This is a genomic window from Arthrobacter sp. AD-310 (assembly GCF_054656615.1).
In genome coordinates, this window is the sequence record NZ_BAAHNO010000005.1 from 84,214 (window position 1) to 96,036 (window position 11,823).

Consider the following 11,823-nt stretch of genomic DNA (forward strand, 5'->3'; position numbering starts at 1 on the left):
GGCGGCGTTGCCGGGCTTGAAACAAACGTATGGGCGGGGTGCGGGACCGGGCATCGGGCCGATTCCCCCTACCGGCGGTCCCCCGGGTGGGGAACCGCCGCGCCCCCGGTTAGGGGCATTAGGGGTTACTCCTGAGGATGGTTGTCGGAATTCAGGGCAAGGCGCAGCCGGGCCAGCAGGTCGGACCTGTTTTCGGCTCCCAGGCGCCGCCGCATCCGCGCAATGTGGTGTTCGGCCGTCCGCGGCGAGATGTAGATGGCTTCGCCGATCTCACGGTAAGTCTTGCCCTCGAGCACCAGCCTGGCCACTTCCTTTTCGCGCTCGCTCAGCCCGGAGCCGTCGGAGTGCATTCCGTTGCCCTGTTCTGCTGCGGCGCCGGCGCGGGCCTCGGGCGGCGCCGAGGCCCCGTTGCCCGCGGAGCTTCCCTGCGGATGGAGGTCGCGGGCGCAGGACAGGAGCCGCACCATGTCCTTGCGCTCCTCGGTTTTGGCGGCCGCGTGGCCAGCGAGCCGGGCGCCTTCCCAGGGCATGCCCACCCGGCCCAGGCCCCGTGCCGCCGCTTCGACGTCGGCGGGACGGAACCTGTCGGCCAGGACCGACACCCACGCTTTTCCGGCGGTGGCGAGCACCGCGGCCAGGTGGCTGTGGCCGGCCGCGCGGGCCAGGGCCGCGGCATGGGGCGCCAGGTCCGCAGGGCTTTCACCCAGCAGCGCCGCCTGGACGGCTGCCCAGTGGAAGGGCACGGACCACAGGGGCGGGTCACCCAGGCGCCCGAGCAACCGGGTTGCCTCGTCGAGGTAATGGACCACCCGGCGTGATTCCCGCAGCCGGGCGGCGGCAATCATCAGCTCACCCCACGGCAGGAGGCTGTACAGGTCCACCGAGGCGTGCAGCATCGCCTCGCGCGCCCGTTCCCACGCCATGATGAGCTCAGGCACGTCACCGTTGCGGCGCGCGAGGCCCACCTCAAGCGCGGCGCACAGGAACTCGTCCCTGGGCACCAGCGGCCAATGGTTCGTTTTGGACGCCTCATTGATGGCCAGCCGGGCATCCTCAAGCCTGTCCTGCATCATCGCGGACCATGCCTGGAGCAGGAAAAGCCGCGGTTTGGCGGCGTTGCCGCCCTGTCCGGCGGCGGCCGCGGAACGGCAGACGGATTCTGCCGTGTGCGGTTCGCCGCTGTGCAGTGCCACGAGGGCGGCCAGGGCGGCGGGCGTCTCCGGGAGGGGAAGCGCGGTGCCGGCGGAGTTGAGCAGGTCGGACGCGTGGATCAGGACGGGGAGGACCTGGTGGGGATCCACACCCATTGATTCCATAATGCCTTTGCCCGCCTGAGCCAGGCTGGTGGCGAGCAGGGTGGGGGACGACGGCGGCGCATCGGCACTGAACAACGCCTCGGCGGCTGAGCGGTTCCCGCAGCCGATCAGGGCGACGGCGGCAAGCGGCGCCGAGGGCCCCACCCGGGTGGCCCCGAGCCAGCTGTAGACGTCTGCGCCGCGGGCCAGCATCCCCCGTTGGGCCCACACGGCGACAGCGACGTCCGCGCCGCGGCGCACGTCGGGCGGGTCCGCCTCAACCAGGAGAGTGTCGATGATGCGCGTGGCAGTGTCCAGGTCACCGTCCGCGGCAGCGGCCTGTGCCCGGCGTGCGGCAGTCGCCAGTTCATCCGCCCCGGCGAGCAGCGCCTCATCGTAGAGCTGGTACGCCAGGCCGGGGTCATGCTCCAGGACCCTGTTGGCGGTGTGCTCGAGTTCCCGGGCAACCCTCGGATCGGACAGACCGCCGCGTGCCAGCTCACGGGCAAAATCGCCCAGCGGCTGGCGGTTTGCGGCGTAGGTTGAAACGAGCTCGCGCTGCAGGGCGTGGACCTTGGCGGTGGGTGCAACGGTGAGCAGCGCATGCTGTGCCGTGCCCACGACGGTTCCCTCCGACGTCAGGAGACCCGCCGACTCTGCCCTCTCCACCAGGGCGTCGAGGCTCTCCACTTCCCCGGCATCGAGCCTGCGCTGCAGGTCGGCGGGAAGGGGGCCAGGCAACGTGAAACCGACGGACAATGCCAGGAGCAGGTCCCGTACAGCCGCGTTTTCGCCCTTGAGCTGCCGGGCCATAAGCTCTGCAGCGTGGGGCGGCTGGTCCTGGTGGTTCAGGTCTGCGCGACGATATGCCGGCGTGGGTGTTCCAACCTGATGCTCCGCCATCTAAACCACCGGCTCACTCGGTACAGACGTCTCCGTCACCGGTTCGGGTGCCGGCGGTTCTGGCGTGGGCTCCGGCGCGGGTGGCTGGGTGGTCGGCTCGCTGGTCGGCTCCGGCGCAGGCGGTTCAGTCGTCGGCTCCGGCGCAGGCGGTTCAGTCGTCGGCTCCGGCGCCGGCGGTTCAGTCGTCGGCTCCGGCGCAGGCGGTTCAGTCGTGGGATCCGGCGCAGGCGGTTCGGTCGTCGGCTCGGGTGCCGGCGGTTCGGTCGTGGGATCCGGCGCCGGTGGCTGCGTGGTGGGATCCAGCGTACCGGTCGGCGTGGCGCCGGGGTCGGTGCTGCCACCGGCAGTGGAGTCGGCCGTTCCTGTTGAGGTGCCGGGTGCTCCGGCCTCCGTACCCGCGTCCGCGCCTGCGGAACTGCCCGTGCTGGTGCTGCCGGAAGGATTGTTCTTTGCGGCGGCACTGGCCGACGGCCGGCTTGTGGGCGAGGCCTCTACGTCCAGGCCCGCCCTCTTGTTGGAAGCTGCCCGGTCGACACCCGCTTCGATGCCGGCCAGTGGAGCCTGCGACTGTCCGGGCACCCCGGCCGCAGTCCCGCCGGCACCGCCCGAGCCGCTTGCGCTGCCACCGGACTTGCCATCGGGGGCGGCGCCTGCTTCAGGGACAAAGATGGCCGTGAGGTTGCCGAACCCTTCCGGGCTTTGGGCCGCCGTGGCGGTCAGCCCCGTGAACAATGCAGCGGCGGCGGCGATGGCTGTGAGGCGCACCGTCGGTTTGGGGGCGTGGGCGCCGCCGTGGTGCGGGTGTCCCGGGCCGTGCGCACCGGCGGCGCCGGCCGCCGTCGTATTCTTCCGGGACCAGCTGGCCAGCCGAACGGGCGCATGCACGTCCCCGGCGGCCTCCACCGAGGAATCGGGGCCGACGGCGGCACCGTCATCGTCCATGCCTCCGGCTGCAGTGGAGGGCTGGGCGGCATCAGCCTGGGCGAGGACTGCGGACACCGCGGCGCCGAGGCAGATGGAGGACTTGGGGTCCGCGTCGACGGCGATGGGCCTGTCCAGCTCGGCGGAAATGAGCTGGGCCACCAGGGGGATCCGGGAGGACCCGCCGATCAGGAGCACGGCGGTCAGGTCCGCAGGTTCCAGGTCCATCTCCGCCAGCGACTGCTCCAGCGCGTCCACCGTGTCCCGCACGGGTTCCTCGATCAGCGCCTCGAATTCTGAGCGGACCAGGCGGACCTGCTGCTGGACGCCCGGCAGCAGCACGGAGATGCTGGCCTCGCTGTCCGCGGAGAGCGCCTCCTTGGCCTCGACGCATTCGCGCCGGAGCCGGGCCAGTGCCGCGAGCACGCCCGGGTCTGTGGTGTCGAGGCCTGCCAGGGCGCCGTCCGTGTTGTCGGCGACGTAGCGGAAAACGGCGGCGTCGAAATCAGCACCGCCGAGATTCTCGATGCCTTCCGGCCGGCCCAGCGGTTCAAAGCGGTTGCTGCCGGCCTTGCGGAGGACAGCCGTGTCGAAGGTCCCCCCGCCGAGGTCGTAGACGGCCACGATGCTGCCGTCCTCCACCCGCACCTGCGACGCGTAGTGCAGGGCAGCGGCTTCCGGCTCGGTGAGCAGCGTGACGTTCGCCAGCCCCTTGGCGGCGAGGGCGTCGCGCACCAGGGAAGTGCGGTGGCCGCCCCAGGCGGCGGGGTGGGTCAGGATGATGTCCGACGGCGGTTCCCCCTCGCGCTCCGCCGCACGGTCTGCCACCCAGCGGGCCATCGTGGCATAGACGTCCTCGGGCGGGAGGGCGAGGGTGCCCACCGAGAAGGGCACGGAGTCGCCGATCCGGCGTTTGAATTCGCGGATCAGCCGGCCGGGCGAATCGAGCCCGCGGCGCTCCGCGGCCTCGCCCACCAGGACGGGTCCTTCCTCGGGATAGAACACCACGGAGGGCACCGCTGAGGCTCGGAGGCCCAGCGGCAGGCTTTCCGGAACGGGTGTGGCTCCTGGCGAAAAACGGACTACGGCGGCTGCCGTGAAACTTGTCCCGACGTCAACGGCGAGAACGTAGCTCATGGGTACCTCAGGCCAAACTCGCGTCTCGCCTGCAAGCTTCATCACGGGCGAACGTCACCAACGTAGCACCCCCGGCGGAGCGGGAACACCCCTATTGGTACATCGATTTGTTATTTCTCCGGGGCCGGTTGACGGTACGGGAGAAACCCCTGTTCAGAGGCCCGAGTAGGAATGCAGGCCGTTGAAGAACTGGTTGACGATGGTGAAGTTGAAGACGACACACAGGTAGCCGACGATGGACAGCCACGCGGCGCGGTTGCCCGTCCAGCCGCGGGTTGCGCGGGCGTGCAGGTATCCGGCGTAGACCACCCAGATCACGAACGTCCAGACTTCCTTGGTGTCCCAGCCCCAGAACCGGCCCCAGGCCTTCTCCGCCCAGATGGCACCGAACATCAGCGTGAACGTCCAGCCGATGAAGGCGATGGCGTTGATGCGGTAGGACAGGTTTTCCAGGCTCAGCGCCGACGGAACCAGGCGCATGAAGCCGAGCTTGTCGGCGCCGCCGGCGGCCACGGTCTTCTGGCGGTGGGACTGCACCAGCTGCAGCGCGGACATCGCGAAGGTCAGCGTGAACAGGGCGGAGGAGAGCACGGCGATCGAGACATGGATGATCAGCCAGTAGCTCTGCAGGGCGGGCACCAGGTGGCCCACGGGGGTCCAGTAGGCCACGGACGCGGCCACCAGCATGATGATGGCCAGGCCCACCACGAAGGTCCCCAGGAAGCGGAGGTCCCGGCGGATCAGCACCACGAGGAACACGGCGATGGCCACGAACGCGCCGGTGGTGAGGAATTCGTACATGTTGCCCCACGGCACGCGCCCGGCGCCCAGGGCGCGGGTGACCACGCCGGCGCCGTGGATCAGCGCACCCAGGATGGTCAGGGCTACCGCGACCCGCGCCGGGGCCCGGCGTTCGGCAGCGTACTTCATGTCGGCGTCGGCGGTCACCACTCCCCCGGCGCCGGCCCCCTTGGCAACGGTCGACGACGGCCGCTCGGCCCTGCCCGCCGGCCCGCCAAGGCGCGCCCCAGCCGTGCGGGACTCTGTTGTGCGCTCCGTCGCGACGCCAGCTGCCACCGGAACCTTGGCGGCCTCGCCTGCCTGCGCCGCCCGGAGGTCGATGGCCTTCAGCGCCTTGCTGCTCTTGGCAAGATCCCAGGCGAAGGCGATGAAGGCGACGGTGTAGGTGCCGGCCGCGAGCAGCATGAAGAGCTCGCTGTACTGGCCCATGGTCTCGTTGATTCCAAACGGCATTACTGGTCCTTTTCGGGCACGGAGGGGCTTGCCGGGGTGGTGGCGCCTGGGTCATTATGCCGCTGGCGGCTGGGTGTTTGCTGGGTGTCGGCGGGGCCGGAAGCGGATCCGTCCGGCAACTGCCATTCGGCGGACAGCAGCTTCCTGATGGCGGCGGCCTCGCCGGCCAGCCGGTGGTCCTCACCGCGGGCGAGGAGCCCGTATTCCACCATGGTCCTGCCGTCTTCGTGGGTGCCGGTCCGCACCCACGCCCGGCGCCGGTTGACGTAGAGGGAGAGGATGAGGCCGGCCACGGCCAGCAGCGCGAAGACCAGGGCGTAGAGCTGGCCCGGGTTGTGGTGGATGTCGACGCCGATGTACCGCTTCACGCCGTCGAAGCTGATGGAGCCCTTGCCGTCCGGCAGCGTGTAGGACGTGCCCGGGGCGAGGGTAATGCCGCCGGTGTCCAGGTTCCGGGCATTCAGCGGCGTCAGGTCCTTGACGTCGATCTCGAAGACGTTCTGGGGCGCTCCGTCGTCCAGGCCCAGGTCCCCGTAGTACGAGTTGAGGGACAGCTGGGGGTTGAACAGGTCCGGGTCACCGCTGAAGGAGATGCCGTCGTCGGTCACGAAGGCCGTGGGCAGGAAGAAGCCCTGGAATCCCAGCTGGTCCGGCTGGGCGTCCGGCACCTTGATCACCACGGAGGAGTAGTAGTTGTCGCCCTGCAGCTTGGCCACCACGGGCCCCTGCAGGGCCACGTTGCCCTCGCCGTCGCGGACGGTGACCACGGGGGCGTAGCCGTTGCCGGTGAGGTAGACGCTGGTCCCGCCCAGGGTGATGGGGTCGTTGACCTTCAGGGTTTCCTGCTTGGCGGGCGCGTCGGGATTTTCCTTGGTGGTGACGGTGGCAGCGAAGTCGATGGGCTGGCCGAACTTGCCCTGGGATTCGCGGTCGAAGGTGATGTCGAACTTGTCCAGCTGCAGCGAGTATGGCTGAAGCTGGCTGGACTGGAAGTTGGTGCCCGGATTGAACTGGTCGTAACCCACCAGGGTGTTGACGAACGTGTCGCCCTCCACCAGGATCCGCTGGCCGCTGTAGCCGAACAGGCCCCCGATGGCGACGGAGACCAGCACGCCGATCAGCGATGTGTGGAAGACCAGGTTTCCCACTTCCTTGAGGAAGCCGCGCTCGGCGCCCAGCGACGGCATGGAACCGCCGGCGTCGCGGACTTCCACGCGGTAGCCGCGCTTCTTCAGCAGCCCGGCGGCGCTGTGGATGGCGTCCGACGCCGGGATCCCGGCGTCGGCAGGAATCACCAGGGTGCCGTACTCGGGCAGGCGGGACAGCCGCTTCGGCGTGCGCGGCGGCTGGGAGCGCATCGCCTTGTAATGGGCGATGGCGCGCGGCACGACACAGCCGATCAGGGAGATGAACAGCAGGAGGTAGATGGCGGAGAACCAGGCCGACGAGTAGACGTCGTAAAGCTGCAGGGCGTCCAGCAGCTTGCCGTAGTCCGGGTTGTCCTTGATGTACTGCGTGACCACCGCGGGGTTGGCGGGACGCTGCGGGAACAAGGATCCCGGGACGGCGGCCACGGCAAGGAGCAGCAGCAGGAACAGTGCCGTGCGCATGCTCGTGAGCTGGGTCCAGGCCCAGCGGAGCATTTCCCTGGGGCCGAGGGCAGGCAGCGCTGCGTCCGCTTTCGCCTGCGGCTTCCCGGCCTCAGGCAGCTTGTCGCCGTCGGTCCGGGCGGAGGTCTTCTTCTGTACGTTCACACGCTCGCTCATCAGATCGGCAACTTCACATCGGTTTGGAACCAGTACTGGAGCTCTGTCACCCAGGCCCCCCACAGTCCGCTGGCCATCAGCAGCCCCAGAACCACCAGGATGCCGCCGCCGATCCGCTGGATGGCCAGGCGGTGCTTGCGGAAGAACGCCATGATGCCCATGCCGCGGCGCAGTGCCAGTGCGATCAGCAGGAAGGGGATACCCAGGCCCAGGCTGTAGACGAAGGCAAGCAAGGCACCCTTGGCGGCGGACGAGCCGCCGGAGAGGCTGAGGAGCTGGACCGCGGAGTAGGTGGGCCCGATGCACGGCGCCCAGCCGAGCCCGAACGTCAGGCCAAGAAGGGGGGCGCCCCAGAGGCCCGCCGGGGGTTTGGCGTGGATCTTGGCGTCACGCTGGAGCCAGCTGAAGCCGCCCATGAATACGATGCCCATGATGATGACCAGGACCCCGAGGAGCTGGGTGACCCAGGCGTTCTGGGAGCCGGTGATCATGGTTCCCAGCTGGCCGAACGCGCCGCCCAGCAACACGAAGATGACGGAGAAACCCAGGACGAACAGTCCAATGCCCACAAGCATCCGGCCACGCTTCTGCTTCTGCAGGTCAACGCCGCTCAACCCGGTGACGTATCCCAGGTACCCGGGAACGAGGGGAAGGACGCAGGGCGACAGGAAGGAAACGAGTCCCGCCAGCAGTGCGACCGGGATGGCCAGGAGCAGGGAGCCGTTGAGGATGGTTTCGGCGAAGGGGCTGTTCATGCGGCGGCCGCTATTCTGCCACTGCGGCGGCGATCAGGGCTTTCAGGGTGCCCCGCTCGATTTCGCCCAGGACACGGGAGGCGACCCGCCCCTGCTTGTCCAGGACCAGGGTGGTGGGGACGGCCCCCGGCGGGACCAGCCCGGACACGGAGAGCAGCACGGCGCCGTCCTTGTCATCGAAGCTGGGGTAGGTCAGGTTGAAGGTTTTCTCGAAGGCCTCGGCAGTGGCCTTCTCGTCCCGGAGGTTGACGCCGAAGAACTGGACGCCCTGGTCCTTGAACTCCTGGTGCAGTTCCTCCAGGATCGGCGCTTCCACCCGGCACGGCGCGCAGGCAGCGAACCAGAAGTTCAGGATGGTCACCTTGCCCTGGAAGTCGGCAGGCGCAACGGTGGTGCCATTGAAGAGGCTGCCGTTGATCTGGACGGCGGACTTCCGGTCGGACGCCGCGAACTCGGTGACGGAGCCGTCCCCGGCCACGTAGTTCTTGTTGTCACCGGCCTTGGCCTGCTTCGCCAGGGCATCCTCCTGTGCACAGGCGGACAGTCCCATGGTGAGGGCGGTGAGGGCGAGTCCGCCGGCGGCCAGGATGCTGCGCCGGGAACTGAGCGGCCCCTTGCCGGCACTGTTGGGTGTACTGCTGTTGGTCACTACTAGGCTCCAGGGGTGCTGGCGGCACCGGGAAGAAGGGACGCCGCCGGTTCGCTGTACTGGACGCGCAGGAGGGTGCCGTCGTCGTTGAACACCAGGGACGTGATGGAGGTCAGGGTGCATTCGCGTTTCCGCGGGTCGTGCCACAGCGGCTTGCCTTCGGCGCTGAGCCGGGTGGCCCAAATGGGGAGCTGGTGGCTGACCAGAATGGCTTCGGGCCCAGTGGTTGCGTAGGCACCGGTGCCGTAGTCGCCGTCGGCCAGTTCGATGGCACGCAGCCGCGCTTCCTTGGCGGCTTCGATAATCCGCGCCGCCTGCTGCTTGTACGGTTCGCCCCATGAGGGGCGGAGGGGGTTGACCAGCCGCGGCCAGTGCTTGGGGCGGCGCAGTTCGGCCTTGGTGACTTTCATGCCCTCGAAGTAGTTCTCGGCTTCGATGATCCGGGCATCGGTGTGGATCTGCAGGCGCAGGGCCTCCGCCGTCGGCCGTGCCGTTTCCTGGGCGCGGTCCAGCGGGGAAGCGGCCAGGTAGGTGATCCGGGCGCCGTCGGCAACCCGCTGGCGGAAGTGCTCGGCCAGCATCCGGGCCATCTCCTGCCCCAGTTCGGAGAGGTGGAACTCGGGCAGCCTGCCGTAGAGGATCCCGTCCGGATTATGGACCTCGCCATGGCGGAGCAGATGGACAGTGGCTTGGGGCATGTTTACCAGTTTCTCAAAGATGGCGTGCGATCCGAAATCTCCCGGACAGGCTTTCTACAGGTAGTAGAACTGAAGTTTTTGAAGAAATGTTCCGAAGCCGGGAAGAAAACATGCAAATGCATGCTTATACTGGATGCAGCAAGTTAGTTGATGCTTCAACATATGAAGTTTCAACCGCACTCCACAGGCACAGACACAACAAGGAGCAACATCATGGCACTTCCCGCAGACATCACCACCGGCACCTGGACCCTGGACAACTCGCACAGCGAAATCGGCTTTACGGTCCGCCACGCCGGCATCAGCAAGGTCCGCGGCCAGTTCACCGAAGCCGCCGCAACCCTCGAGCTCGCCGAAGACGTGGCCGACTCCAGGATCAACGCCACGATCAACACCGCCAGCTTCGACTCCGGCGACGCCAACCGCGACGGCCACGTCAAGGGCGAGGACTTCTTCGACGTTGAGAAGTTCCCGGAAATCTCCTTCGTCTCCAACGGCCTGGTGGCCAAGGGTAACAGCTACGAGCTCACCGGCGACCTGACCATCAAGGGCGTCACCCGCCCGGTCACCCTTGAGACCGAGTTCAACGGCGTGGCCGTTGACCCGTTCGGCAACACCCGCGCAGGCGTCTCCGCCGAGACCACCATCAGCCGCAAGGACTTCGGCCTCACCTGGAACGCTGTCCTCGAGACCGGCGGCGTCCTTGTCAGCGACAAGGTTGCCATCAACCTGGAACTGGCGTTCATCGCTCCGGCAGCGTAACTACCCGCTCCAAAGGGCCAACCCCGGCACCGGCTTTCCCAGCCGGTTGCCGGGGTTGGCCCTTTAAAGGGGTTCCGGCTTCCGGCTTCCGGCTTCCGACTTCCGACTTCCGACACGACGGCGGGACTACAGTGAACGCCATGACCAACTCTTCCGTCCCGCGGCAGGGCGGCGGCCTGGGCATGCTGTTCTCGGTGGCAGGCCGGCCCACTGAAATTAAAGTCTCGTTCTGGATCTGGTTCGTGGGCGGCATCCTTGGGCTTCTGGGCGGGCTGCTCGGCATGCTGGCCTCGCTGGTGCTCTTCGCCGCGGCACCTGCTGCGGCAGCCGCCGTCGTCACCCTGATGCTGCTCGCCGCCGCTGTGGGGGCCGCCCAAATGGTCTTCGCCGTCAAGATGAAGGCAGGCAAAACGTGGGCGCGCCTGGCCCTGACGGTGCTCGCTGCGATCACGCTCGGGCTGGCAGCGGCCAACACGATGACGGGCCTGGGCCAGGGCGGCGGCAACTGGGTGGCCGTCCTGGTCAGCTTCGCGGCGACGGTGCTGATGTGGCTGCCTGCCCCGCAGGCATGGTTCCGCGCAAGTCAGGGGCGGAATACTTCCAGGGAATGACCCATAAGCGCGCCGCCCGGGGGTACGGTGGACTTAAAGCCATGCTGGGGGTAGGGGCTCACGACCGATCCCGGCAGCCTACCTGTACTCCGACATGCAGAAGGATCCGCTCATGAGCACTCCCCCTGTCCCGCCTGGACCCAACGATCCCTACGCCGGCGGTTCCGGCTCCGGCAGCTCCGACGCCGGAAACTCCCAGTCCGGCCAGCCGCCGCGCTACGGCGCGAACGCTCCGCAGTACGGACAGCAGGACCAGAACCCGCCGCAATACGGACAGAACCCTCCGCACTACGGCTCCCAGCCGCCGTCGGCGCCGCAGTACGGACAGAATGCGCCGTATGGCCAGAACGCGCCGCAGTACGGACAGAACGCACCACAGTACGGGCAGAATCCGCAGGGCTCCGGCTACGGCCAGCAGCCCTACGGCCAGTCCGCCTACGGCCAGTCCCCGTACGCGCAGTACCCGTCGGAGCAGCCGCAGCCCGCAGGCGCCAACGGTGTGCCGCAGCTGGTCAACATTTCGTTCTGGCTGCTGATCGCGTCAGCGGTGATCTTTGTGGTCTCCCTGCTGACCGGCCTCACCCAGCTGGACGATCCCATGTTCCGCCAGACCTTCGAGCAGCAGATGGAGGCCAGCGGCGCAGCCGGCCAGGTCACCTACGAGGACATCCAGGGCGTGATCGCCGGAACCCTGGTGGTCTTCGCGATCCTCGGCGCCGGCCTCTACCTGCTGGTGGCCTTCTTCGTCCGCAAGGGCAAGAACTGGGCACGCATCCTGGGCACCGTGTTCGCCGCGCTGTCCATCTTCGGGCTCTTCGGCCCGCCCACGATCGGAACCCTGGGCACCCTGCTGGGCATCGCGGCCATCGTGCTGTTGTACCTTCCGGCAGCGGCTCCGTACTTCCGGAAGCAGCAGCCCTTCGCCAACCCGTACGGCGGCGGCTTCGGCAACCCCTACGGCCGGTAACCCCAACGAGCCCCTTTGGCAGTGGGGGGGGGGGGGGGGGGGGGGGGGGGGGGGGGGGGGGGGGGGGGGGGGGGGGGGGGGGGGGGGGGGGGGGGGGGGGGGGGG

Annotated in this window: 10 protein-coding genes; 3 read left to right on the forward strand and 7 right to left on the reverse strand. The window is 68.4% G+C overall.

Annotated elements, in window-relative coordinates; genetic code table 11:
* Positions 1 to 125: 125 nt before the first annotated feature.
* The 7 genes from ACYQ1Z_RS02965 to ACYQ1Z_RS02995 form a co-directional block, all read right to left on the reverse strand.
* Positions 126 to 2,198 carry a LuxR C-terminal-related transcriptional regulator gene (locus ACYQ1Z_RS02965; RefSeq protein ID WP_459790967.1) on the reverse strand — a complete coding sequence of 691 codons (2,073 nt, stop codon included), beginning with the start codon at positions 2,196 to 2,198 and terminating at the stop codon, positions 126 to 128.
* The gene (locus ACYQ1Z_RS02970) at positions 2,199 to 4,256 is read right to left on the reverse strand and encodes an Hsp70 family protein (protein WP_459790969.1); all 2,058 of its coding nucleotides are present in this window, start codon (positions 4,254 to 4,256) and stop codon (positions 2,199 to 2,201) included.
* A gap of 153 nt (positions 4,257 to 4,409) precedes the next feature.
* Positions 4,410 to 5,510 (reverse strand): c-type cytochrome biogenesis protein CcsB, encoded by a 1,101-nt coding sequence (ccsB, locus tag ACYQ1Z_RS02975; RefSeq protein WP_459790971.1) that lies wholly within the window; start codon positions 5,508 to 5,510, stop codon positions 4,410 to 4,412.
* Positions 5,510 to 7,276, reverse strand: a complete 1,767-nt coding sequence (resB, locus tag ACYQ1Z_RS02980; RefSeq protein ID WP_459790972.1) for a cytochrome c biogenesis protein ResB — start codon at positions 7,274 to 7,276, stop codon at positions 5,510 to 5,512. The genes ccsB and resB overlap by 1 nt, the downstream gene beginning before the upstream one ends.
* A complete protein-coding gene (locus tag ACYQ1Z_RS02985; RefSeq protein WP_459790973.1) occupies positions 7,276 to 8,031 on the reverse strand; it encodes a cytochrome c biogenesis CcdA family protein in 756 nt (251 codons plus the stop codon). The genes resB and ACYQ1Z_RS02985 overlap by 1 nt, the downstream gene beginning before the upstream one ends.
* A 10-nt stretch (positions 8,032 to 8,041) precedes the next feature.
* Positions 8,042 to 8,581, reverse strand: a complete 540-nt coding sequence (locus ACYQ1Z_RS02990) for a TlpA family protein disulfide reductase (RefSeq protein WP_459790984.1) — start codon at positions 8,579 to 8,581, stop codon at positions 8,042 to 8,044.
* Between the two features lie 101 nt (positions 8,582 to 8,682).
* The gene (locus tag ACYQ1Z_RS02995) at positions 8,683 to 9,378 is read right to left on the reverse strand and encodes a histidine phosphatase family protein (protein WP_459790975.1); all 696 of its coding nucleotides are present in this window, start codon (positions 9,376 to 9,378) and stop codon (positions 8,683 to 8,685) included.
* Positions 9,379 to 9,591: 213 nt separating this feature from the next.
* On the opposite strand from ACYQ1Z_RS02995, the gene ACYQ1Z_RS03000 reads away from it, so the two are divergent.
* The 3 genes from ACYQ1Z_RS03000 (at position 9,592) to ACYQ1Z_RS03010 (ending at position 11,718) form a co-directional block, all read left to right on the forward strand.
* Positions 9,592 to 10,140, forward strand: coding sequence for a YceI family protein (locus ACYQ1Z_RS03000; RefSeq protein WP_459790977.1), 549 nt, complete (start codon positions 9,592 to 9,594; stop codon positions 10,138 to 10,140).
* A 140-nt stretch (positions 10,141 to 10,280) separates the two neighbouring features.
* Complete coding sequence (locus ACYQ1Z_RS03005) at positions 10,281 to 10,751, forward strand: hypothetical protein (protein WP_459790979.1); 471 nt, start codon at positions 10,281 to 10,283, stop codon at positions 10,749 to 10,751.
* 112 nt (positions 10,752 to 10,863) lie between these two features.
* On the forward strand, positions 10,864 to 11,718 hold the full coding sequence (locus ACYQ1Z_RS03010; protein WP_459790981.1) for a Yip1 family protein: 855 nt from the start codon (positions 10,864 to 10,866) through the stop codon (positions 11,716 to 11,718).
* Positions 11,719 to 11,823 lie beyond the last annotated feature (105 nt).

Excerpts from the sequence above, each read along its gene's own strand:
- ccsB (WP_459790971.1), bottom strand. The coding sequence starts at position 5,510 with ATGCCGTTTGGAATCAACGAGACCATGGGCCAGTACAGCGAGCTCTTC.
- resB (WP_459790972.1), bottom strand. The coding sequence starts at position 7,276 with ATGAGCGAGCGTGTGAACGTACAGAAGAAGACCTCCGCCCGGACCGAC.
- ACYQ1Z_RS03005 (WP_459790979.1), top strand. The coding sequence starts at position 10,281 with ATGACCAACTCTTCCGTCCCGCGGCAGGGCGGCGGCCTGGGCATGCTG.
- ACYQ1Z_RS02985 (WP_459790973.1), bottom strand. The coding sequence starts at position 8,031 with ATGAACAGCCCCTTCGCCGAAACCATCCTCAACGGCTCCCTGCTCCTG.
- ACYQ1Z_RS02990 (WP_459790984.1), bottom strand. The coding sequence starts at position 8,581 with ATGGGACTGTCCGCCTGTGCACAGGAGGATGCCCTGGCGAAGCAGGCC.
- ACYQ1Z_RS03000 (WP_459790977.1), top strand. The coding sequence starts at position 9,592 with ATGGCACTTCCCGCAGACATCACCACCGGCACCTGGACCCTGGACAAC.
- ACYQ1Z_RS02965 (WP_459790967.1), bottom strand. The coding sequence starts at position 2,198 with ATGGCGGAGCATCAGGTTGGAACACCCACGCCGGCATATCGTCGCGCA.
- ACYQ1Z_RS03010 (WP_459790981.1), top strand. The coding sequence starts at position 10,864 with ATGAGCACTCCCCCTGTCCCGCCTGGACCCAACGATCCCTACGCCGGC.
- ACYQ1Z_RS02995 (WP_459790975.1), bottom strand. The coding sequence starts at position 9,378 with ATGCCCCAAGCCACTGTCCATCTGCTCCGCCATGGCGAGGTCCATAAT.
- ACYQ1Z_RS02970 (WP_459790969.1), bottom strand. The coding sequence starts at position 4,256 with ATGAGCTACGTTCTCGCCGTTGACGTCGGGACAAGTTTCACGGCAGCC.